Annotated in this window: 21 protein-coding genes; 15 read left to right on the plus strand and 6 right to left on the minus strand. The window is 73.1% G+C overall.

From position 1 onward, the window contains the following. The first annotated feature begins 14 nt into the window (after positions 1-14). The 3 genes from KBX63_RS16275 (at position 15) to KBX63_RS16285 (ending at position 2,998) form a co-directional block, all read left to right on the plus strand. The gene (locus tag KBX63_RS16275; RefSeq protein WP_210912078.1) at positions 15-1,184 is read left to right on the plus strand and encodes an acyl-CoA dehydrogenase family protein; all 1,170 of its coding nucleotides are present in this window, start codon (positions 15-17) and stop codon (positions 1,182-1,184) included. Positions 1,185-1,269: 85 nt separating this feature from the next. After that, on the plus strand, positions 1,270-2,328 hold the full coding sequence (locus tag KBX63_RS16280) for a type III polyketide synthase (RefSeq protein ID WP_210912079.1): 1,059 nt from the start codon (positions 1,270-1,272) through the stop codon (positions 2,326-2,328). Positions 2,329-2,359: 31 nt separating this feature from the next. Beyond that, a complete protein-coding gene (locus KBX63_RS16285; protein WP_210912080.1) occupies positions 2,360-2,998 on the plus strand; it encodes a hypothetical protein in 639 nt (212 codons plus the stop codon). A gap of 50 nt (positions 2,999-3,048) precedes the next feature. On the opposite strand, the gene KBX63_RS16290 is transcribed toward KBX63_RS16285, so the two are convergent. Continuing rightward, complete coding sequence (locus KBX63_RS16290) at positions 3,049-3,729, minus strand: hypothetical protein (protein ID WP_210912081.1); 681 nt, start codon at positions 3,727-3,729, stop codon at positions 3,049-3,051. A gap of 328 nt (positions 3,730-4,057) precedes the next feature. On the opposite strand from KBX63_RS16290, the gene KBX63_RS16295 reads away from it, so the two are divergent. The 4 genes from KBX63_RS16295 to KBX63_RS16310 are packed head-to-tail and all read left to right on the plus strand — an operon-like array spanning position 4,058 to position 6,833. Beyond that, entirely contained in the window at positions 4,058-4,543 is a 486-nt protein-coding gene (locus KBX63_RS16295; RefSeq protein ID WP_007073334.1) for a CarD family transcriptional regulator, read from the plus strand. Between the two features lie 56 nt (positions 4,544-4,599). Beyond that, positions 4,600-5,295 (plus strand): 2-C-methyl-D-erythritol 4-phosphate cytidylyltransferase, encoded by a 696-nt coding sequence (ispD, locus tag KBX63_RS16300; protein ID WP_210912082.1) that lies wholly within the window; start codon positions 4,600-4,602, stop codon positions 5,293-5,295. Between the two features lie 13 nt (positions 5,296-5,308). Then, positions 5,309-5,794 (plus strand): 2-C-methyl-D-erythritol 2,4-cyclodiphosphate synthase, encoded by a 486-nt coding sequence (gene ispF / locus KBX63_RS16305; protein ID WP_210912110.1) that lies wholly within the window; start codon positions 5,309-5,311, stop codon positions 5,792-5,794. A 10-nt stretch (positions 5,795-5,804) separates the two neighbouring features. Next, complete coding sequence (locus KBX63_RS16310; RefSeq protein ID WP_210912083.1) at positions 5,805-6,833, plus strand: tetratricopeptide repeat protein; 1,029 nt, start codon at positions 5,805-5,807, stop codon at positions 6,831-6,833. Positions 6,834-7,010: 177 nt separating this feature from the next. Here KBX63_RS16310 and KBX63_RS16315 read toward each other — a convergent pair whose 3' ends face one another. Next, a complete protein-coding gene (locus KBX63_RS16315; protein WP_210912084.1) occupies positions 7,011-8,177 on the minus strand; it encodes a homogentisate 1,2-dioxygenase in 1,167 nt (388 codons plus the stop codon). Positions 8,178-8,271: 94 nt separating this feature from the next. Here KBX63_RS16315 and KBX63_RS16320 point away from each other — a divergent pair, with 94 nt between their 5' ends. The 5 genes from KBX63_RS16320 to KBX63_RS16340 all read left to right on the plus strand — a co-directional run bounded on the left by KBX63_RS16320 (position 8,272) and on the right by KBX63_RS16340 (position 12,765). Then, the gene (locus KBX63_RS16320; protein WP_210912085.1) at positions 8,272-9,141 is read left to right on the plus strand and encodes a hypothetical protein; all 870 of its coding nucleotides are present in this window, start codon (positions 8,272-8,274) and stop codon (positions 9,139-9,141) included. Next, on the plus strand, positions 9,138-10,334 hold the full coding sequence (gene fahA / locus KBX63_RS16325) for a fumarylacetoacetase (protein WP_210912086.1): 1,197 nt from the start codon (positions 9,138-9,140) through the stop codon (positions 10,332-10,334). The genes KBX63_RS16320 and fahA overlap by 4 nt, the downstream gene beginning before the upstream one ends. A gap of 234 nt (positions 10,335-10,568) precedes the next feature. Beyond that, the gene (locus tag KBX63_RS16330) at positions 10,569-10,778 is read left to right on the plus strand and encodes a DUF397 domain-containing protein (RefSeq protein WP_121655674.1); all 210 of its coding nucleotides are present in this window, start codon (positions 10,569-10,571) and stop codon (positions 10,776-10,778) included. Between the two features lie 134 nt (positions 10,779-10,912). Further along, positions 10,913-11,404, plus strand: a complete 492-nt coding sequence (locus KBX63_RS16335) for an SRPBCC family protein (RefSeq protein ID WP_210912087.1) — start codon at positions 10,913-10,915, stop codon at positions 11,402-11,404. 104 nt (positions 11,405-11,508) lie between these two features. Then, positions 11,509-12,765: a PQQ-binding-like beta-propeller repeat protein gene (locus KBX63_RS16340; RefSeq protein ID WP_210912088.1), complete on the plus strand. Its 1,257-nt coding sequence runs from the start codon at positions 11,509-11,511 to the stop codon at positions 12,763-12,765. Between the two features lie 183 nt (positions 12,766-12,948). On the opposite strand, the gene hisC is transcribed toward KBX63_RS16340, so the two are convergent. From hisC to hppD, 4 genes are read right to left on the minus strand one after another with little or no spacing between them, the layout of a single operon-like run. Next, positions 12,949-14,052 (minus strand): histidinol-phosphate transaminase, encoded by a 1,104-nt coding sequence (gene hisC / locus KBX63_RS16345; protein WP_210912089.1) that lies wholly within the window; start codon positions 14,050-14,052, stop codon positions 12,949-12,951. After that, the gene (locus tag KBX63_RS16350) at positions 14,049-15,038 is read right to left on the minus strand and encodes an RDD family protein (RefSeq protein WP_210912090.1); all 990 of its coding nucleotides are present in this window, start codon (positions 15,036-15,038) and stop codon (positions 14,049-14,051) included. The genes hisC and KBX63_RS16350 overlap by 4 nt, the downstream gene beginning before the upstream one ends. After that, the gene (locus KBX63_RS16355; protein ID WP_210912091.1) at positions 15,035-15,739 is read right to left on the minus strand and encodes an RDD family protein; all 705 of its coding nucleotides are present in this window, start codon (positions 15,737-15,739) and stop codon (positions 15,035-15,037) included. Before KBX63_RS16355 ends, KBX63_RS16350 begins: the two co-directional genes overlap by 4 nt. Before the next feature lie 11 nt (positions 15,740-15,750). Continuing rightward, positions 15,751-16,956 carry a 4-hydroxyphenylpyruvate dioxygenase gene (gene hppD, locus KBX63_RS16360; protein ID WP_210912092.1) on the minus strand — a complete coding sequence of 402 codons (1,206 nt, stop codon included), beginning with the start codon at positions 16,954-16,956 and terminating at the stop codon, positions 15,751-15,753. A 139-nt stretch (positions 16,957-17,095) separates the two neighbouring features. Between hppD and KBX63_RS16365 the strand changes: the two genes are divergently transcribed. The 3 genes from KBX63_RS16365 (at position 17,096) to KBX63_RS16375 (ending at position 20,961) form a co-directional block, all read left to right on the plus strand. After that, entirely contained in the window at positions 17,096-17,602 is a 507-nt protein-coding gene (locus KBX63_RS16365; RefSeq protein ID WP_074315031.1) for an Lrp/AsnC family transcriptional regulator, read from the plus strand. 101 nt (positions 17,603-17,703) lie between these two features. Next, a complete protein-coding gene (locus KBX63_RS16370) occupies positions 17,704-19,158 on the plus strand; it encodes a PQQ-binding-like beta-propeller repeat protein (RefSeq protein WP_374102229.1) in 1,455 nt (484 codons plus the stop codon). A gap of 135 nt (positions 19,159-19,293) precedes the next feature. Then, complete coding sequence (locus KBX63_RS16375) at positions 19,294-20,961, plus strand: fumarate hydratase (RefSeq protein WP_210912093.1); 1,668 nt, start codon at positions 19,294-19,296, stop codon at positions 20,959-20,961. Positions 20,962-21,083 lie beyond the last annotated feature (122 nt).

Raw genomic sequence — 21,083 nt, forward strand, 5'->3', positions numbered from 1 at the left:
GAGAAGGGGGCGATATGACGGTGCACGCGCTGGAGGCGGCCCGCAGGTTGGCGCCGCGGTTCGCCGCGCGGGCGGCGGAGCACGACCGGGACGGCTCCTTTCCGGTCGAGGACTTCCGTGACCTGCGGGAGGCCGGCCTGTTCGGGTTGATGGTTCCCCGGTCGTTGGGCGGCCTGGGCGCCAGCTTCGCCGAGTACGCCGCAGTGGCGACCGAACTTGCCCGAGGCAACGGCGCGACCGCCCTGGTGTTCAACATGCACGCCTCGGTGACCGGCGCGTTGGGCGCGGTGACCGAGGAGTTGGCCGAGGCGCTGGGTGTGCCGGCCGAGGCGCTGGCCGCTCGGGACCGGCTGCTCACCGCCGCCGCGCAGGGCTCCTGGTACGCGGTGGCGATGAGCGAGCGCGGTGCCGGTGCCCGGCTCTCCCAGCTGAGCACGGTCTACGAGGCGACCGACGCGGGCTGGCACCTCAAGGGGAGCAAGACCTTCTGCTCCGGCGCCGGGCATGCCGACGGCTACCTGGTGGCCGCGCGCAGCACCGCGGACCAGTCGGTGGTCTCCCAGTTCCTGGTGCCGGCCGGCCCGGAGGGCCTGACCGTCGAGCCGACCTGGGACGCGCTCGGCATGCGCGCCACCTCCTCGCACGACCTGCACCTGGACGTCACGGTGCCGGCCGACCGGCTGCTCGGCGGAGTGGAGGGGCTTGCCCTGGTGGTCGCCCAGCTGATGCCGCACTGGTTGGTTGCCAGCTACGCGGCGGTCTACGTGGGGGTGGCCCGGGCGGCGATCGACGCGGCGGCCGAGCACCTCAATGCCCGCAACCTGGCCGGCCTGCCGGCGGTGCGCGCCCGGCTGGGGCGGGCGGACGCGGCGACGGCCGCGGCTCAGCTGGTGGTGGCGGAGGCGGCCCGCCGGGTGGACGAGGCGCCGGGTGACGCGGAGACCAACCGCTGGGTGTGGCGGGCGAAACTGCTCGCCGGCACCACGGCCGCCGATGTGGCGGCGTCGATGCTGGAGGCGGCGGGCACCTCGGCGACGCGGCGCGGCCATCCGTTGGAACGGCTCTACCGGGACGCCCGCTGCGGCTCGCTGCACCCGGCCACGTCGGACGTCTGCGCCGACTGGCTCGGCATCTCCGCGCTGGGCGGTGACCCGGACCGTGACGGATCGGCCCCGCGTTGGTGAGCCGATGTGGCTGGACCAGCGCGGGGGATCGGCCGGCCGAGGTGGCCGGGGGGAGGAACCGGGGGAGCGCAGCGTCGGACGAGAGGTGGGGATCGTGGCCGTACCAGTGATCGCGGGGCTCGGGGCGGCACAGCCGCCGTCCGCTTCGCAGGACGAGTTGTGGGAGGGCTTCTTCTCCCGGCACTTCTCCGGCACCACCCGGTCGTTGGCCCAGCGGATCTTCGCGAACTCGGGGGTGACGCGGCGGCAGGCCGCGGTCAATCCCCTGCTGGAGGACGTCTCGGACTGGCCGACCGAACGCCGGATGCGCCGCTACCAGGTGGAGGCGCTGCCGCTGGGCAAGGAGGCGGTCGGCCGGGCGCTGACCGCGGCCGGGCTCGGCGCCGGCGACGTGGGGCTGTTCATCGTCTGCTCCTGCACCGGGTACGCGACCCCGGGGCTCGACATCCTGCTCGCCCGGGATCTCGGCATGGCTCCGGACACCCAGCGGATGTTCGTCGGCCACATGGGCTGTTACGCGGCGCTGCCGGGGCTGGGCGCGGCGAGCGACTTCGTCACCGCGCGGGGTCGCCCGGCGCTGCTGCTGTGTGCGGAGCTGACCAGCCTGCACATCCAGCCGTCCAGCGCCCGGGTGGACACCCAGCAGATCGTCTCGCACGCGCTCTTCTCGGACGCCGCGGTCGCCGCCGTGGTGATGCCGGGTGGCCCGGGGTACGTCATGCGTGAGGTCACCTCGATCACCGACACCTCCACCGCCGACCACATGACCTGGGACGTCACCGACGCCGGCTTCCGGATGGGGTTGTCGCCGAAGGTGCCGCAGGTCCTCTCCAGGCACGTCCGTGGGCTGGTCGACGACCTGCTGGCCCGGCACGGCACCACCGTGTCCGAGGTGGACGGCTGGGCGGTGCACCCGGGCGGGCCGCGAATCCTCAACGTGGTCGAGCGGGAGTTGGCCCTCCCACCGCAGGCGCTCGCGGCGTCCCGGGCGACGCTCGACGAGCACGGCAACTGCTCCTCGCCGACGGTGCTGCTGATCCTGGATCGGCTGAACCGCGCGGCGGCGGCGCCCCGGCGGATCGTCATGCTGGCGTTCGGTCCCGGCCTCACCCTGTACGCCGCGCTGCTCGATCGACAGGGCTGATCGCCGGGGGTCCGGCCGGTACGCTCGCCGCATGGATGCTGGGCCGGACGACCGGCTGCGGTCGGCGGCGCTGGTCGTGGTGGCCGTGGCCGCCCTGGCCGTCGGCCGCTGGTGGTGGCGGGCCGCCGACCCCGCTCCGACGGTCCAGCCGGCGCCGACCCCGACGGTCCGGCTCGACGAGATCGGGCCGAACGGCACGCCGTCCGGCGCGCCCGACGTGCGGCGCACGGTGCGGGTGGACACCAGAACGGGTGAGATCGTCCGCGAGGGAGAGAGCTCGACCGTGCAGATCGACCCGGAGACGGGCATGAACACCGACGTCGACGGCCCTCCGGGGGAGTTCCTCTACCAGGGAGACCCGACGGACGGGCTGCCCCGGTTCAGCGAGACGATCTGGCAGGAGCGGGCGACGCTCACCCCGGGAAAGAGCGTGATCCGGCAGTCCACGGACGATGGGGGCCGTTATCTGCTGCAGTACCGGTGCACGCGGCCGGGTGCCATGCTGCTGGTGGTCACCGGAGCCCGGCTCACCGGACCGTCCGGGATCGACTGTGACGGCACGGTCAGCACGGCCGAGGTGAACCCGATCGGTGGCCCGATCCGGGTGTCGCTGTCGACGGCGGGCGAGGAGCCGGTCGACGCCGAGGCGCAACTCGTCGCGCTGCCCTGACCCGGGCCGTACATCGGTCCTGCCCTGGCCGGCCGGTCGGTCGGGCCGAGTCAGCGGGCGAGGGCCGTCAGGTCGCCCCGGTACGCGTCCACCGGCCCCAACTCGGGTAGCACCCGGGTCACCACGCCGGTGCGGTCGACCAGCAGCGCGGTCGCGGTGCCGGGGCGGGCCGGCTGACCCAGGAACGAGCGCAGCCCGCCGGCGGGGTCGGCCAGCGCCTGGACGTCCCGCCCGGCCGGTGGCTGGGCCGTCACCGTCCGCCCTCCGGCGACGGTGACCACGGCCACTCCGCCGGGCGCCGCCGCCGCGGCCTCGGCCACCCGGTCCGGGCACGGGCAGCCGTCCACCAGGATGATCATGGCCGGGAGCAGGCCGCGCAGCGGTACCGGCGACTGGCCGGCGTCGACCAGGTCCAGTGCGGGCAGCGCCCGCCCGGCGAGGGTCGCGGGCGGCGCGTAGGGGGCCGGGGTCGGGCGGTCGGTGCCGCGGTTGGCGCGCGGCCAGGTGACGGCGAGCAGGCCGGCCAGCGTGGTGAGCACCGCCACCAGAAGGACCAGCAGCGGCAGGGCCAGGGCCCGGTGGCCGCCCGGTGGGCCGGCGGTCCGGCGCAGCTCACGGCGGATCTGGGCGGCCTCGGTGGCGAGTGCGGAAGCGTCGTCGGGGACGACCACACGACCCCACTCGGGCGGCAGGTCGGGCAGCCCGTGGCCCTCTGCGTCCGGCTTGCCCATCGGACCCCCTGGCAGCGTCTCGAGAGCGGAGTGCGTTGCTGCCTCCAGCGTCCCGCACGAGGGGCGCCTCCCGCTACACCTGGGCGCAGTCCCGCCCGGCGGGATACCATGAGGTGAGCGCATTGCCCTTGATCTCGACGTTCTGTTCACCCGTACCGGGAAGTCATCCGTGCGTTACGGAGCGTGTTCGAACCATCGGTTTGACCGCCTGTCAAGCTGAAGAAAGACCTCTCACAGGGCCCCTGAGCTGCGCCAACGGTCAGGACATCGGTGAGACATCGGTGCCTGACCGTGTTACCCTAGACACAGCGAAAGGGGTTTCGAACCTATGGTTTTCAGTGTCGGCGAGACCGTTGTTTACCCCCACCACGGGGCCGCACTCATCGAGGCAATCGAGACTCGGGTCATCAAGGGCGAGCCCAAGCAGTACCTCGTCCTGAGGGTCGCGCAGGGTGACCTGACGGTCCGGGTGCCGGCCGAGAACGCCGAGATCGTGGGCGTGCGTGAGGTGGTCGGCGAAGAGGGCCTCGGCAAGGTCTTCGACGTTCTTCGGGCTCCGCACACCGAGGAGCCGACCAACTGGTCGCGGCGTTACAAGGCCAACCTGGAAAAGCTGGCCTCCGGCAACCCGCTGAAGGTCGCCGAGGTCGTGCGTGACCTGTGGCGTCGGGAGCGGGAGCGGGGCCTTTCCGCGGGCGAGAAGCGGATGCTCGCCAAGGCCCGCGACATTCTCGTCGGCGAGGTCGCGCTGGCGGAGAAGAGCACCAAGGATGAGGCGGAGACGCTGCTCGACAAGGTGCTCACCGAGGCCTAGTCCGCACAGCATCGTCGTACCCACTTCGTAGCGAAGAAACCACCGAGGACCGCGACGTGACCGCGCAGCTGAATCCGCGCGGTGACGTCGCGGTCCTCGTGCCTGCGGCGGGTGCCGGCGTACGGCTCGGCCCCGGCCGACCCAAGGCGCTGCGGCTGCTCGCCGGAGAGCCGCTGCTGGTGCACGCCGTGCGCCGGTTGGCCGCCGCACCCTCGGTGCACACGATCGTGGTGGCCGCCCCGGCCGCCGAGGTGGCGGCCGTCCGCGAGCTGCTCGCCCCGGTCGCCCCGGTGACCGTGGTGCCCGGCGGCGCGGAGCGGCAGGCGTCGGTAGCCGCCGCGCTGGCCGCGGTGCCAGCCGGTCCGGCGATCATCCTGGTGCATGACGCCGCCCGTGCGCTCACGCCGCCGGAGCTGGTGGAGTCCGTCGCGGCGGCGGTCCGCGACGGGCGGGACGCCGTCATCCCGGTGCTGCCGGTCGTCGACACGATCAAGGAGGTCGGCGCCGACGAGGTGGTGCTCGGCACCGTGGACCGATCCGCCCTGCGCGCGGTGCAGACGCCGCAGGGCTTCCGCCGGTCCGTGCTCACCGCCGCGCACGCCGCAGCCGGCGACTCGCTCACCGACGATGCCGGGCTGGTCGAGAAGCAGGGCGTCACGGTGAGCTGCGTGCCCGGCTCGGAGTACGCGCTGAAGATCACCCGCCCGTTCGACCTGGCGTTGGCGGAGCACCTGCTTGCCGGCGCCGGCTGACGCGTACCCTCTTATCATGATCGTTCCCCGGGTGGCCGTCGGCACCGACGTGCACGCGTTCGAGCCCGGTCGGCCCTGCTGGGTGGCCGGCCTGCTCTGGCCCGACCAGGACGGCCTCGCCGGGCACTCGGATGCGGACGTGGCCGCGCACGCCGCGTGCAACGCGCTGCTCTCCGCCGCCGGTCTCGGCGATCTCGGCTCCGCCTTCGGGGTGGGCCAGCCGGAGTGGGCCGGCGCGTCCGGGGTCGCCCTGCTGACCGAGACGGCCCGCCGGGTGCGGGCCGCCGGCCTGGAGATCGGCAACGTGTCCGTGCAGATCGTCGGCAACCGACCCAGGATCGGCCGGCGCCGTGCGGAGGCCCAGCAGGTTCTCTCCGCTGCCGTCGGTGCCCCGGTCACCGTCTCCGCCGCGACCACCGACGGGCTCGGCTTCACCGGTCGTGAGGAAGGGCTGGCCGGCATCGCGGTGGCCCTGGTGTACGACGCGCCGGCCACCTAGGCTCGCCGCGATGTCCAGCGACCCCGCCTCCGACCGTTCCGCCGCCGACGGCTACCTCGAGCGTGCCCAGCTCCTCGCCGAACTCGGCCGCCACGACGAGGCGGCCGAGGAGCTGACCCATGGGCTCGCGCTGAAGCCCGATGACCTGGAAGCACTCACCATGCTGGCCCGGGTGCACCTGGCCGCCAGCCGGCCGGTCGATGCGCTCACCGCCGCCGACGCCGCCGTGGCCGCCGCACCGGAGGCACTCCCCCCGCTGGTCGCCCGGGGCATGGCGCTGGCCGACCTGGAGCGCTACCCCGAGTCGGCCGCCATGGCCGACCGCCTCCTCGCGCTCGGCCCGGCCGACGCGTACGCCCAGCGCAGCGCCGCGGCGCTCCTGGCCGATTCGCGCAACGGCCAGCCGGCGCTGAACGCGGCCTGGCGTGCGGTCGAGCTGGCCCCGGAGGAACCGCAGGCGCACCTGGTCCTCGGCCTGGTCGCGGCCCGGCTGGAGCTGTTCGACCTGGCCGAGCGGGCCTACCGCGAGGCGCTGCGACTCGACCCGCGCCTCGCCGACGCCCGGCACGACGTGGGCGTCATCCGGCTGGAGCAGCGCCGCTGGTCGGAGGCGTTGGAACACCTTGCCGAAGCGGCCACGATCAGCCCGAAACGGATGGACTCCGGGCGGACCATCGCCTACGGCCTGCACCGTCTGGTGCTCTACGGCGCCGGCTGGTCGCTGGTGGCCGCGGTGGTCGTGGCGTTCGCCGCCTCGGCGAACGACGGGTTCTCCCGCGTTCTGGCGGTGCTCGCCGCGCTCACCGGCGGGATCGTGGTCTGGCAGCTCGCGGCCCGGTTGCCGGGGCTGACCCGGACCGTCCTACCCGAGCTGCTGCACTCGGACCCGACCCTGGCCCTGGCGATCTACGCGGTGGCCGCCGCACCGCTGCTGCTCCTGGTGTACGCGGTGGTCGGCTCGCCGTGGCCGCTGGTGCTGGCCATCGCCGCCACCGCGGTCGCCGAATTCGCCATCTTCACCCGCACCGCCATCCGCTGACCCCAGCGCGACTAGAGCCTGTGCCAAAGCCCCTGGCCGGCCTGCGGCGGGCCCAGACGACGGCCGGCTGCCTTGGAGATTGGCCCGGATACAACACCGGTATCCGGGCCAATCTCCGCCTTGCCGGACCGCCGTCTGAACTCCGCCTCGGCTCGACCGAGGACTTTGCCACAGGCCCTAGACCGAACGCGCCCAGGTCCAGGCGTAGCCGTCGTCCTCGCAGGTGCGGGCCGCGTCGCAGAGATCCAGCGGGCGGAAGGTGTCGACCATGACGGCCAGTTCGTCGAAGTAGTCCGCGCCGATGGAGCGCTCGGCGGCACCCGGCTGAGGGCCGTGCGTGAAGCCGGACGGGTGCAGTGAGATCGAACCCTGCTCGATGCCGGAGCCACGCCGGGCCTCGTAGTTGCCGCCGGTGTAGAAGAGCATTTCGTCGGAGTCGACGTTGTGGTGGTTGTACGGCACCGGGATCGAGTCCGGGTGGTAGTCGACCTTGCGGGGCACGAACGAGCAGATGACGAAGTTGGGGCCCTGGAAGGTCTGGTGCACCGGCGGGGGCTGGTGGATCCGGCCGGTGATCGGCTCGAAGTCGTGGATGGAGAACGCCCATGGGTAGAGGTGCCCGTCCCAGCCGACCACGTCGAACGGGTGGTGGGCGTAGACGTAGCGGGTCCAGCCACGCCGGTGGCGCACCAGCACCTCCGCCTCCTCGCCGTCGACGAGCAGTGGCGCGTCCGGCCCGCGGACGTCGCGCTCGCAGTACGGCGAGTGCTCCAGGAACTGGCCGCGTACCGACAAATAGCGCTTGGGCGGGCCGATGTGCCCGGCAGCCTCGATGGTGAGCAGCCGGACGGGCTCCGCACCGGTGGGCACCAGCCGGTGAATGGTCGAGGTGGGGATGATGACGTAGTCGCCGGCCACCGCCTCCAGCACGCCGAACGGGGACTCGACCCGCAGTGCCCCCGACTCGACGTAGAGGCAGTGGTCGCCGGTGGCGTCGCGGAACAGCGGCGAGGGGCGGTCGGCGAGCACGTACCCGATCCGCACGTCGTCGTTGGCGAGCAGGTACTGCCGGCCGAGGATCGGGTCGGCGCCGCCGGCGTCGAGCTTGTGGGTGCGCAGGTGGCGGGGCTTGAGCGGCAGGTTCGGCGCCCGGGTGAACGCGGGCGGGGTGAACTCGTCGGCGGCCAGGATCGCGGTGGGCGCGTGCCGGTGGTAGAGCAGGGACGAGTCGGAGGAGAAGCCCTCCTGGCCCATCAGCTCCTCGGCGTAGAGGCTGCCGTCGGGTTGACGGAACTGGGTGTGGCGCTTGCGCGGCACTTCGCCGACGCTGCGGTAATACGGCATCTCGCCTCCCGATATGTCCCGTTCACCGGCCGGGGGCGTCCGATAATCGGACGCTGTTGTCCGTTCCTTGTAGCGTCCCGTACATTCTTGTTCCGTGTCAACGCAGGTGCCCGCACTCCTCGACGGCCTGGTGGATGACGCCGCCGTCTTCCCTCCGGGCAGCGCCGCGCTGCCCGACGCCCTGGCCGCCCACCGCCGGCACCGCAACGCCTGGTACGCCGACCTGGTCGGCCCGCTGCTGGTCCCCGCCTCGACCGTCGCCGCAGGCGAGCTGACCGGTCTCGTCGACCCGGCCGAGGGCCTGGTGGTCGGCGTGATCGGTGACACCGGGGTCGGGAGCCTGCCCTTCGCGCTGTCGTTCCTGGCACCGGACGGCGTCACCGCCCGACAGGTCGAGGTGGCGGTCGCCCGACGGGGCGAGGACCCGCTGCCCGGCATCGCCGAGCTGTTGCGGGTGGTCGACTCCCTGCCGGACGTCGAGGCCGTCTACGCCGAACTGCCGCTGACCTTCGGGCTGATGGGCGCGTTGGACGCGCTCGCCGCCGCCCGGGCCGACGGGGTGCCGGTCGCGGCCAAGTTCCGCACCGGTGGGCTGGCCGCAGAGCTCTTCCCCACCCCGGCCGAGCTGGCCGCGGTGATCTGCGCCTGCCGGGACCGGGACCTGCCGTTCAAGCTGACCGCCGGGCTGCACCAGGCGGTCCGGCACCTCGACCCGGAGACCGGGTTCACCCACCACGGCTACGCCAACGCGCTGGCCGCGACGTTGGCGGCGGCCGAAGGCGACGGCGTGGGCCGGGTCGCCGAGCTGCTCACCGTCGCCGACCCGCGCCCGCTGCTGGAGCGAACGACCGGCCGGCTGGACGCACCCCGCCCGCTCTGGGTCGGCTTCGGCTCGTGCAGCATCCTGGAACCACTGACCGATCTGATCCGGCTGGGGCTGGTGAACGGGGGCTACGACGCATGACCTGGGTGACCGGCGCTGACGGTTCGCCGTACGGGGTGACGAACCTGCCGTACGGGGTGTTCCGGTCCGACGGGGGTCGACCGCGGATCGGCGTGCGGATCGGGTCGTGGGTGCTCGACCTGGCCGCGGCGGAGGCCGCCGAGCTGGTGCTGGCCGCCGGCGCGCTGTGCCGGCCCACCCTCAACGACTTCATGACCCTGGGCCGTCCGCAGTGGACGGCGGTGCGGCAGCGGATCGCCGAGCTGCTGACCGACCCGGCACACCGGGGCGCGGTGGAGCCGCTGCTGGTGCCCCTGGATGAGGTGGAGCTGCTGCTCCCGATCGAGGTGGCCGACTACGTCGACTTCTACTCCTCCGAACACCACGCGTCGAACGTCGGGCAGATCTTCCGCCCTGGCCAGCCGCCGTTGCTGCCCAACTGGAAGCACCTGCCGATCGGCTATCACGGGCGGGCCGGCACCGTGGTGGTCTCCGGGACGCCGGTGATCCGCCCGACCGGTCAGCGTGCCTCCGCCGAGGGTCCGGTCACCGGCCCCTCCGTACGCCTCGACATCGAGGCCGAGGTCGGCTTCGTGGTCGGCGTGCCCAGCCCGTTGGGCGCCCGGGTGTCCGCCGACGACTTCGCCGACCACGTCTTCGGTGTGGTGCTGGTCAACGACTGGTCGGCGCGGGACATCCAGGCCTGGGAGTACCAGCCGCTCGGTCCGTTCCTGGGCAAGTCCTTCGCCACGTCGATCTCGGCCTGGGTGACGCCACTCGACGCGCTCGCCGACGCCTTCGTGCCCGCCCCGGATCAGGACCCGCCGGTCGTCGACTACCTGCGGGACGTGCCGCACCTGGGGCTGGACCTCCGGCTGGCCGTCGAGTGGAACGGCGAACGGGTCAGCGAGCCGCCGTTCGCCACCATGTACTGGACGCCGGCCCAGCAGTTGGCGCACCTCACCGTCAACGGCGCGTCCCTGCGCACCGGCGACCTGTACGCCTCGGGCACCGTTTCCGGCCCGGACCGTTCGCAGGTCGGCTCGTTCCTGGAGCTGACCTGGGGCGGAGCGGAGCCGGTGAAGCTCGGCGACGAGAGCCGCACCTTCCTCGCCGACGGCGACACGGTGACCATCACCGCCACCGCTGCCGGCCCGGACGGCACCACCGTCGCCCTCGGCGAGGTCACCGGAACGGTCCGTCCGGCCCGCTGACCCGCGCGGCCCTCGCACGACCGCCGGACCCGGTCCGGCGGTCGTGTCGGGCCCCGTGTGGCCCCGTCCGGCGGACCGTCTCGTCGATGGGACTGATGATCGCACCGGCTGTGCGACCGCCGATCCGGGTTACCCCGTTGATCGTCGCGGATTCCATCGCCCCGCCACGCGGCACGGGCCGGGCCGCGCCCGGCTGCCAGCGGTGGGGCACCCATCGCACACGGAGGTAGGACGATGCACGATTTCGCGGGCGCGGTATGGCGTACCAGCAGCCGCTCCAACGACCAGGGGCTCTGCGTGGAGGTGGCGGACAACCTGGTCGACGTCCTCGGTCTGGTCGCGGTTCGCGACTCCAAGGACCAGGCCGGTCCCACACTGGCCGTCAGCCCGCCGGGATGGACAGCGTTCATCGGTGCGATCCGGGCCGGTCGCTTCGACCGCTGACCGCCCGACCGGTCGCCGACCGGTGCCGAGCGTCCGGCGAAACGGACAACGTGGCCTCCGGGTGGTGGAAATTCCGTCCCGGAGGCCCCGTCCAGCCCTCACCCCGCGTACCGTCGAGGACACGGGAGGGTGGCATGTCGACGGTGGCGGTAACCGGGTTCATCGAGGCGCACGCCGTCGATGTCTGGCGTCTACTGACCGACCTGCCCGGCCGTGCGGCCCGGCTGAGCGCCGCCGGCCCGGTCGAGCTGCTCACCCCGGGTCCGTTCGGGCCCGGCACCGCGTGGCGTGAGGCGCGCACCCAGCCGGGCGGCGGCACGCTGACCGAGGAGTTCCTGGTGGTGGAGGCGCGCGCCCCACATCGGCTGGTGCTCTGTTCCTCCGGTGCCGGTGTGGACTACCGGATCACCTGGAGCCTGCGGTCGGTCCAGCGTCGCCGTCGTGGCTGCACGGCGGTCACCGTCACCCAGGAGGCGGTGCCGACCGCCCCGTACGGCCGGGTGGTGGCGCTGCTGCTCGGCGGGCTCGCCGCCCGGGCGGTCGAGGTGGCGCTCCGGCGTGATCTCGCTGACCTGACCTTCGCGGCCAACGCGACCGGCGCCACCGGCTCCGTCGAAGCAGCGTGACCTCCATCCGGCCGGTTCCACCGCCGAGGTCCGCGCCCGGGGCGGCGTGACCTGACCAGGGTCCGGCGGGTTCCGCTGGGTAGGGTGCCGGGCGGAGGTGCGGCATGGGGTTCCCGAAGGGTCGGCGACGGCTCGTGGTGGCGGTCGTGGCGCTGCTCGCCACCGCGGCGGTCGCGGTCATCGTCCACCGGGTGCTCGCGCCGGCCGAGGTGAGCACGGAGGCCCGGGGCACGTACCCGGCCGCGGCACAGCCGGCCGTCGGCGTGGTCGGTCGGCTGCCGGTCGCCCCGTTGATCGTCGACGCCCGGCTCCGGGTGTACGCCGCGCACCGCCAGGTCTACGCCGACCGGCCGGTCGACGGGCGGCACCGGACCACCCCGTACTGGTCGTACCGGCGCTGGCCGGCGGAGCTGGCCGGGGTGGTGGCCAGCGGCAGGACCGTGGTCAGCCGGTGGTCCGACGGGCGTCTGATCGCGCTCGACGCGTCGACCGGGCGGGTGCTCTGGCGAGCCGACGGCCCGGTGCCCGCCGGGGGCGGGACGGTGGTCCGGCGTACCGGGGCGGTCACCGTCTGGGATCCGCGCGGGCTCTACCTCACCGACCTCGCGGACGGCCGGACGGTGCTGGTGGTCACCGGCGAGGACCAGGCGCGCGGGGTGGAGCTGGCCGGCGGCCGGGAGCTGTGGCGGGTCGAGCTGCCCGTCGGCTGCCGCAGCGACGTCGGCACCAGCTCCTCGGGGCAGCTGATCGGCGTGGACAGCTGCGCCGGGCCGACCACGGTCGAGTTCCGGGACGCGGCGACCGGCGTGGTGCGCGAGCGCTGGCGGCCGCCGAACGGCCCGGACGGGCTGGTGGCGACCCCGCTCGGTTGCCGTACCGGCCGGTCGGACTGCTCAGGCCTGCGGACGGCCGGGCCGGGTGACGCGGGTGGCCGGGGTTGGCTGCTGGGTGCCGGCGAGCCGATCGCCGCCCCCGCGCTGGACGCGTCGGGCGCCACCCTGGCCGGCGAGCAGGCGTTGACCGTGCTCGACGGGGTGGCCGTTGGTCGGTCGGCCCGCTCCGGTGCCGAGCTGTGGCGGGCCGACGGGCTGGGACCGGCCCGGGTGCTCGCCGTCCAACCTGGCCGGGTGCACCTGCTGACCGACGCGAACGAGCTGGTGACGCTCAATCCGGTGACCGGTACGCAGCTCTCTCGCTTCTCGCTCAACGTCGGCTCGGACGGGACCGGCTGGGCGCCCGGGGCGGTGGCGGCGGCGGACGGCTACCTCGCGGTGGAACGGCTCCGCGAGCCGGTCGACCCGGACGGGGACGACCAGCGGTACTACCTGACCGCCGAGGCCGTGATCCTGGCCGCCACCTGATCGGGTCGCATCGACCGTCCAGGCTCCGAACAGCTCACGGCATATGACCTGAAAAGGTACTTTTTCACGGTTCATGTTTCCGGTGAAGAGGGGCGGCTCATGGACAGTTGGATGGTGGTCCGCCGCCGGCGACCGGAGTGAACCGGTCGACCAGCGGCGTCCTCGGTCGCGGACCGGCACAGGTCAGGCCAGCGCCGCCTCCGCGGCGGCCAGGAACGCGTCGTTCTCGGCCGGAGTGCCGATGGTGACGCGGACCCCGTCCCCGGCGAACGGCCGGACGATCACCCCGCTCGCCTCGCACGACTTGCCGAACGCCACCGCCTTGTCGCCCAGCGGCAGCCAGACGAAGTTGGCCTGGCTGGTCGGAACGTCAGGCACGAACTTCCGCAGTGCCTCGGTGACCCGGTCCCGCTCGGCGACGACCAGGGCGCAACGACGCTCCATCTCCGCGGACTGGGTCAGCGCGGCGAGTGCCCCGGCCTGGGCGGCCGTGCTGGTGGAGAACGGGGTCACCACCTTGCGGATCGCCGCGGCCACCACCGGCTGGGCGACGAGCCAGCCCACCCGCAGCCCGGCCAGGCCCCACGCCTTGGACAGGGTGCGCAGCACCGCCACGTTCGGCCGGTCCAGGTAGTCGAGCCCGTCCGGCACCTCCGGGTCGGTGACGAACTCCCGGTACGCCTCGTCGATGACCACCAGCACGTCGTCCGGCACCGCGTCGAGGAACCGGTCCAGGTCGGCCCGGCGTACCGCCGTGCCGGTCGGGTTGTTCGGGTTGCAGACCAGGATCATCCGGGTCCGGTCGGTCACCGCCGCGGCCATCGCCGCCAGGTCGTGCCCGTGCCCGGCGTCGTTGGGCACCCGCACGCTGGTCGCACCGCTGGTCGCGGCGATGATGGGGTACGCCTCGAACGACCGCCACGCGTAGAGCAGCTCGTCGCCGGGCAGGCAGGTGGCCCGCACCAGGTGCTCGGCGAGCGCCACCGACCCGCAGCCGGTGGCGATCCGGTCGGCGTCCACGCCGTACCGCTGGGCCAGCGCGTCACGCAACGCGACCACGCCCATGTCCGGGTAGCGGTGCGAGGCGGCGAGGGCCTCGGTGACCGCCTCCACCACACCCGGCAGCGGCCCGTACGGCACCTCGTTGCTGGCCAGCTTGATCGCCTCCGGCAGACCCAGCTCGCGCGCCAGGTCGGCGGGGCTGCGCCCGGGTACGTAGCTGGGCAGCGCGTCGAGGTCGGCGCGGGTCAGCCGCAGCGCCGGCTGGTGACGTCCGGAGTCGGTCATGGGTTTTCTCCCGAGGGCTGGTCACGGTCGTTCGGGGTGGCGGAACCGGTGGTGCGGGGGACCTGGACGACCACCGTCTGCGCGCGCTTGTCGTGCAGCGCCTGACGGAGCGGGTGGTCGAAGAGTGGGGAGAGGGCGTCGACCAGTTGCAACACCAGGCCGAGCCCGGCGCAGTACCAGAGCAGGGTGGGCATGCCGAGGGTGGTCCACCGGCTCAGCGCCGAGCCGAAGCCCAGCGGCTGGTCGGCGGCGAGCGGCACGGCGCGGATCCGCATCACCCGCTTGCCGACGGTCTGCCCGCCAGCGGCCATGGCGGGCACCTCGTAGGCCAGCCAGAGCGCGGTGGCGATCACCAGGATCACCACCAGGAGAAGCCCGGCCTGCTCGCCGATCGGCGGCAGCCCTTCGGTGGAGCTGTTGCCCTCCCGCGCTCGCCGGATCACCTCACGCCAGTACGGCAGCAACTCCAGGAGCCAACGCCAGACGAACCAGCCGTTGACCAGCGCGTTCAGCGCGAAGACGAGGCCGAAGTCGATCAGTCGGGCGGCGAACCGCTGGCCGTAGCCTGCCAACTCCAGCCCGTGCGGGCGCGGCTCGGGCGGCCGTCCGGGCCAGCCGGGCGGAACACCGTGCGGAGCCCAGCCGGGGGGAGCACCCTGCGGTGCCCAGCCGGGGGGAGCACCCTGCGGTGCCCAGCCGGGAGGACCGGCCTGCGGTCCCCAGCCCGGGCCGTGCCCCGGCTGCGGGCCGTGCCCCGGCTGCGGACCCGGCCCGGGGTGTGGCGGCCAGCCCGGCGCGGCGGTCACCGGGCCGGCGGCTGCCGGCGCGGCCGGGGTGACCGGGACGGGCGGTGGCTCCACCGGGGGCGGGCCGTCCGGCGGGGTCGCGTCGACGGGGATGGGCGCGCCGAGCCAGCCCTCGCCGTCCCAGTAGCGCCGGGTCTCGGGGTCGGCGGGGTCGACGTACCAGCCAGGTTGCACACTCACTGGGACACCTTAACGACGACCGTGCCGGCGAACTTGTCGTGGAGGCACTGCTGCCAGGGCTTGTCCCAGAGCTGCCAGAACCCGTCAAGGTAGCTGATCCCGGGAACCAGCGAGGCCGCCAGGTACTGCACCAGCCACCGCCGGCCGGCCATCCGCCGGTCCAGCGCGCGGGTCGGGTCGAGCGGCACCACCCGCAGCTTCATCACCTTCTTGCCGAGTGTCTGACCGCCGCGTTTGAGGTACTCCACGTGGTAGAGCCAGTAGAGACCGAGCATCAGGACGAGCAGCCCGAGCTGGAGCAGCAGGATCGGCAGGAAGAAGGAGATGAAGAGGCGGCCCGGGTCGGGCTCGACGAGGGTCCCGTCCGGGTTGGTCCGGCTCATCTCGGTAATCATCCGCGCCCAGAGGACGAGGAAGACCGGCATGAACAGCACCAGCGAGACGGCGCTGGCCAGCGTCATGTCGATCAGCCAGGCCAGGAGCCGGTCGCTGAAGCTGGCCAGCGGCTGACCACCCGGGCTCAGCGTCGGGGGCAGCGGACGGGGTGGTCCGGCGTACCCCGGCGGGGCCCAGCCCGGTGGGGCGTACTGCGGCGGCACCGCGTACCCATGGGGGTGTGGTCCGGGCGGCGGTGCGAAGCCGCCGGCGGCGGGCGGAGGCCCACCGACCGGCGGCGTCGGGTACGACGGAGGCTGCGTCACGCTCGACAGTGTTACAGGTTGCCGCGGGCTTCCTGCTCCCGCTCGATGGCCTGGAAGAGCGCCTTGAAGTTGCCCTTGCCGAAGCCGAGCGAGCCGTGCCGCTCGATCAGCTCGAAGAAGACGGTCGGGCGGTCCTGCACCGGCTTGGTGAAGATCTGGAGCAGGTAGCCGTCCTCGTCCCGGTCGACCAGGATCCTGCGGGCCTTCAGCTCCTCGATCGGCACCCGCACGTTGCCGATCCGGGCGCGCAGCTCCGGGTCCTCGTAGTACGAGTCCGGGGTGTCCAGGAACTCCACCCCGGCGGCCCGCATCGCGTCGACGCTGGCCAGAATGTCGTTCGTGGCGACCGCGATGTGCTGGGCGCCCGGGCCCTGGTAGAACTCCAGGTACTCGTCGATCTGCGACTTCTTGCGGGCGACCGCCGGCTCGTTGAGCGGGAACTTCACCTTGCGGGTGCCGTTCGCCACGACCTTGCTCATCAGCGCCGAGTAGTCGGTGGCGATGTCGTCGCCGATGAACTCCGCCATGTTGGAAAAGCCCATCACCCGCTTGTAGAACTCGACCCACTCGTCCATCCGGCCCAGCTCCACGTTGCCGACCACGTGGTCGACGGCCTGGAAGAAGCGCTTCGGCTGGATGCCGGCGTCGATCATCGGCTGCCGGTCCACGATCGGGCCACGGGCCACGAAGCCGGGCAGGAACGGGCCGGTGTAGCGGGACCGGTCGACCAGCGTGTGCCGGGTGTCGCCGTACGCGGCGATGGCGGCCATCCGGACCGTGCCGTGCTCGTCGGTCACCTCGTGCGGCTCCACGACGCCGGTGGCGCCCTGGGCGATGGCGTGCGCGTACGCGGTGTCCACGTCCGGCACCTCGAGCGCGATGTCGCTCACCCCGTCGCTGTGCCGGGCCACGTGCTCGGCGCCGTCGGCGTCCGGGCGCACCGTGCCGGTCAGCACGAACCGGGCCGAGCCGCTGGTCAGCACGTACTGGGCGTGGTCCCGGTAGCCCTGCTCCGGGCCGCGGTACGCCACGCAGGTCATGCCGAACGCGGTGGAGTAGTAGTGCGCGGACTGCTTGGCGTTGCCGACCAGGAAGTGCACGTGGTCGAGACCCCTGACCGGGAAGGGGTCGTGGCTGATGTCGTGGTCGACGGCGCCGACGAGCCGGTCGACGTCGACGTCCTCGGTCGACTGGGGTCGGTCGATCGCCTGGGTCATGGTGGCCTCCCTCGCGTACCGGCCGGCCTCGTGGGCCGCCGTGGTTGGTTCCTGTGGCGAGGATCGCTGTGCGGGCCCCGACTGGGCAACTGTCGGAGTAAACGCTGGTCAGGTTGCACATTCGGTATGGTCTGAACCCATGAACGGTGAGCAGGCTGTACAGCTCGACACGCTCGACGTGCGCTTGATCGAACTGCTCGCCGAGGAACCGCGGATCGGCGTGCTGGAGTGCTCCCGGCGGCTCGGCGTAGCCCGGGGCACCGTGCAGGCCCGGCTGGACAAGCTGGTCGACCGGGGTGTCATCGGCGGGTTCGGCCCGGAGATCTCACCGGCCGCGATCGGGTTCGGGGTGACCAGCTTCGTCACCCTGGAGATCAGTCAGCGGCACGGCCACGACCCGGTCACCGCCCACCTGGCCGCCATCCCCGAGGTGCTGGAGGCGCACACCATCACCGGCTCCAGTGACCTGCTCTGCCGGATCGTGGCCCGCTCCAACACGGACCTCCAGCGGGTCATCGACCAGATCGTCTCCTCCGCCGGCATCACGCGGGCGTCGACGATCATCGCGCTGGCCGAGCAGATCTCCTACCGCACGCTGCCGCTGGTGCGCAGCGCCGTCCGGACCGAAGGAAGGGCACCTTCTTAACGCCCCCGGTAGAGGAAGGGCCCCCTGTTAACACCTCCGGCCCCAGAAAGCGCGGCGACACGGCGGCGCGGGCGTACGGAAGATCCGTGATCGTGGCTACCGTGTGCGGTGTGGCGAAGGGGAGCGTGCGCGGCGGGCTGCTGCTTGGCCTCGCCGTGGTCGTCGCCCTCGCCGCCACCGGGGTGTGGAACCCCTTCCCGGGCCTGTGGGACTGGGTGGACCGCAGTGAACCCATCTCCGAGCCGGACGTGGTCTGGCAGGAGCGGATCGGCGGCACCCCGCGCAGCGTGACCATCGCCGGCGACACGGTCGTGGTCGAGCAGCGCACCCGGGTCGAAGCCCGCAGCCTCGCCACCGGAGCCCAGCTCTGGGAGCGCAAGGCGGACTGGTCCGCGGTCGCCGGCGGCGACCGGGACCCGGTGGTCGCCGTCGGCAAGCTCCTGGTCAAGGGGTACGAGCTGCTCGACCCCGCCACCGGAGCGACCCGGCGGCGCGACGACGACGCGGTGGCAGTCTGGACGTACCGCAACCTGCTGCTGGACGCCCACTGCACGGATGCCACCGACTGCACCCTGAGCGCCTGGGACCCGCGCGGCACCGCACCACTGTGGACGGCTTTCCTGCCCGGCGTGAGCAGTGGGCTGCTCGCCGACAACCCGGGTCTGCGCGGCACCCGCCGGCTCACCGCCACCCGGATCGACGACAGGGTGGCCGGGCCGGAGTCGGTGCCACCACTGCTCGGCTTCCCGGTCGACGGTCGCGTGCACGTGGTCGACACCGCCACCGGCCGGGTGCTGCAGAACGTCGAGCCGGGCCGGGACGAGCGGCTCTCCGTGGTGGGCGGCCGGATGCTGCGGATCGCCGCCCGCTCCCAGGACGGCAGCTGCTACTTCGCCATCTCCGCCCGCGACCCGGCGACCGGGCAGGAGGCCTGGCAGCGGGCCGGGGTCAACCTGCGGACCGCCGACAGCGCCGGCTGCGCGCAGCGGGAGGACCCGCAGGGCGCGCGGAACGTTCTGATCGGGGTCGGCCCGGACGGCCGCGAGGCGGTCATCGACGGGTACGACGGACGGCTGCTCTGGGTCGGCGAACCGGGTACCCGGCTGATCGCGGTCGACGATCGGTACGCCCTGTTCCGGGCCGCCGACAAGCGCTCGGTGGTGGCCCGCGAACTCGGCACCGACCGGGTCCTGTGGACCCGACCCGCCAGCGGCAAGGCCGGCGCCGCGCTGACCCCGTACGCGGCGGTGGTCGTCGACGAGAAGCCGTCCCGGTTGGTCGCCCTGGACCCGCGCACCGGCCGCGAGCTGGCCGTCCTGCGGACCCCCGCGAACGCCCTCGCGGTCGGGCCGCAGGGCATGATCGTCGGTGAGGGACGGGAGATCGGGTACGTCCGCTTCGGCGCGACCGGCGGCACCCCCGTCCCGCCACCCGGCGACGGCGGCAACCCCGCCCCGGGCGGCACCGGCCCCGGCCCCGGCACCGGAGACGACGGCGACAACTGCGGGCCCAAGCGGGAACTCTGTCCCGATCCCGCCGGCGGCAAGGACGGCTGAGCAGGCGGTCAGCACGGCGTCCCGGACCGCGAGCGGCGGCCACCGGAGCGCGGCGGGCCCGGCGAATGAGAGCGGCGTCCCAGGACCAGCCGGCGGGTGGGAATGATCGACCGGTCTGCCCTAGGCTTGCCGCTCATGAGCAGTGCCGCCGCATTCTCGTACGCCCCCCTGCTGCCGACCGGCCCCGACCAGACCGACTACCGCCTGGTCACCGACGAGGGCGTGGACGTCGTACACGGCCCGGGAGGCCGCCGGTTCCTCACCGTGGAGCCGGCCGCGCTCACCGCGCTGACCGCCGAGGCGATGCACGACATCGCGCACTTCCTGCGCCCGGCGCACCTGGCTCAGCTCCGGGCGATCATCGACGACCCGGCCGCTTCGCCGAACGACCGGTTCGTCGCGCTGGACCTGTTGCGCAACGCCAACATCGCCGCCGGTGGGGTGCTGCCGATGTGCCAGGACACCGGCACCGCCATCGTGATGGGCAAGCGGGGCCGGCACGTCCTGACCGACGGCGCCGACGCCGAGGCCATCTCCCGGGGCGTCTACCAGGCGTACACCAAGCTGAACCTGCGCTACTCCCAGCTCGCCCCGCTGACCATGTGGGACGAGCGGAACACCGGCAGCAACCTGCCGGCCCAGGTCGAGCTGTACGCCGAGGACCCGGACGGGCACCCCGACGCGTACAAGTTCCTGTTCATGGCCAAGGGCGGCGGCTCGGCCAACAAGTCGTACCTCTACCAGGAGACGAAGGCGCTGCTCAACCCGACGCGGATGATGCAGTTCCTGGAGGAGAAGCTGCGGCTGATCGGCACCGCCGCCTGCCCGCCGTACCACCTGGCCATCGTCATCGGCGGCACCTCCGCCGAGTACGCCCTGAAGACCGCGAAGTACGCCAGCGCCAAGTACCTGGACGCGCTGCCCACCGCCGGCTCGATGAGCGCCCACGGCTTCCGGGACCTGGAGCTGGAGGCGGAGGTGCTGGAGCTGACCCGCAACTTCGGCATCGGCGCGCAGTTCGGCGGCCGGTACTTCTGCCACGACGTGCGGGTGGTCCGGCTGCCCCGGCACGGCGCGTCCTGCCCGGTGGCGATCGCGGTCTCCTGCTCGGCGGACCGGCAGGCGGTCGCCAAGATCACCCCGTCGGGTGTCTGGCTGGAGAGGCTGGAGACCGACCCGGCGCGTTTCCTGCCCGACGTCACCGACGACTCGCTCGACACCGAGATGGTCGTCCGGGTCGACCTGAACCGGCCGATGGACGAGATCCGCGCCGAGCTGTCCAAGTACCCGGTGAAGACCCGGCTGTCGCTGTCCGGCTCGCTGGTGGTGGCCCGCGACATCGCGCACGCCAAGATCGCCGAGCGGCTGGACGCCGGTGAGCCGATGCCGCAGTACCTCCGCGACCACGCGGTCTACTACGCCGGCCCGGCCAAGACCCCCGAGGGTTACGCCTCCGGCTCGTTCGGGCCGACCACCGCGGGCCGGATGGACGCCTATGTGGAGAAGTTCCAGGCGGCCGGCGGCTCGCAGGTGATGCTGGCCAAGGGCAACCGATCGGGTCAGGTGACCCGCTCCTGCCAGCAGCACGGCGGTTTCTACCTCGGCTCGATCGGTGGCCCCGCCGCGCGCCTCGCCCAGGACTGCATCAAGCACGTCGAGGTCCTGGAGTATCCGGAGCTGGGCATGGAGGCGGTCTGGAAGATCGAGGTGGAGGACTTCCCCGCCTTCATCGTGGTCGACGACAAGGGCAACGACTTCTTCGCCGAGGTCACCAAGCCGGTGCTCACCGTCGGCCGTCGCTGACCCACGGGTACGCGAAGAGGGCGCCGGGCCGATCGGCCCGGCGCCCTCTTCTGTCGTCCGTGCTCCACCGACATCGGTGCGCCCGCCCCGCTGGGGTGGGAACGGGCGCACCGCCCCCGTCG

The organism is Micromonospora sp. U21, from assembly GCF_018070045.1.
GTDB lineage: Bacteria > Actinomycetota > Actinomycetes > Mycobacteriales > Micromonosporaceae > Micromonospora.

Excerpts from the sequence above, each read along its gene's own strand:
- KBX63_RS16295 (WP_007073334.1), top strand. The coding sequence starts at position 4,058 with ATGGTTTTCAGTGTCGGCGAGACCGTTGTTTACCCCCACCACGGGGCC.
- KBX63_RS16285 (WP_210912080.1), top strand. The coding sequence starts at position 2,360 with ATGGATGCTGGGCCGGACGACCGGCTGCGGTCGGCGGCGCTGGTCGTG.
- KBX63_RS16335 (WP_210912087.1), top strand. The coding sequence starts at position 10,913 with ATGTCGACGGTGGCGGTAACCGGGTTCATCGAGGCGCACGCCGTCGAT.
- hisC (WP_210912089.1), bottom strand. The coding sequence starts at position 14,052 with ATGACCGACTCCGGACGTCACCAGCCGGCGCTGCGGCTGACCCGCGCC.
- hppD (WP_210912092.1), bottom strand. The coding sequence starts at position 16,956 with ATGACCCAGGCGATCGACCGACCCCAGTCGACCGAGGACGTCGACGTC.
- fahA (WP_210912086.1), top strand. The coding sequence starts at position 9,138 with ATGACCTGGGTGACCGGCGCTGACGGTTCGCCGTACGGGGTGACGAAC.
- KBX63_RS16290 (WP_210912081.1), bottom strand. The coding sequence starts at position 3,729 with ATGGGCAAGCCGGACGCAGAGGGCCACGGGCTGCCCGACCTGCCGCCC.
- KBX63_RS16310 (WP_210912083.1), top strand. The coding sequence starts at position 5,805 with ATGTCCAGCGACCCCGCCTCCGACCGTTCCGCCGCCGACGGCTACCTC.
- KBX63_RS16365 (WP_074315031.1), top strand. The coding sequence starts at position 17,096 with ATGAACGGTGAGCAGGCTGTACAGCTCGACACGCTCGACGTGCGCTTG.
- KBX63_RS16375 (WP_210912093.1), top strand. The coding sequence starts at position 19,294 with ATGAGCAGTGCCGCCGCATTCTCGTACGCCCCCCTGCTGCCGACCGGC.
- KBX63_RS16275 (WP_210912078.1), top strand. The coding sequence starts at position 15 with ATGACGGTGCACGCGCTGGAGGCGGCCCGCAGGTTGGCGCCGCGGTTC.
- KBX63_RS16315 (WP_210912084.1), bottom strand. The coding sequence starts at position 8,177 with ATGCCGTATTACCGCAGCGTCGGCGAAGTGCCGCGCAAGCGCCACACC.
- KBX63_RS16330 (WP_121655674.1), top strand. The coding sequence starts at position 10,569 with ATGCACGATTTCGCGGGCGCGGTATGGCGTACCAGCAGCCGCTCCAAC.
- KBX63_RS16340 (WP_210912088.1), top strand. The coding sequence starts at position 11,509 with ATGGGGTTCCCGAAGGGTCGGCGACGGCTCGTGGTGGCGGTCGTGGCG.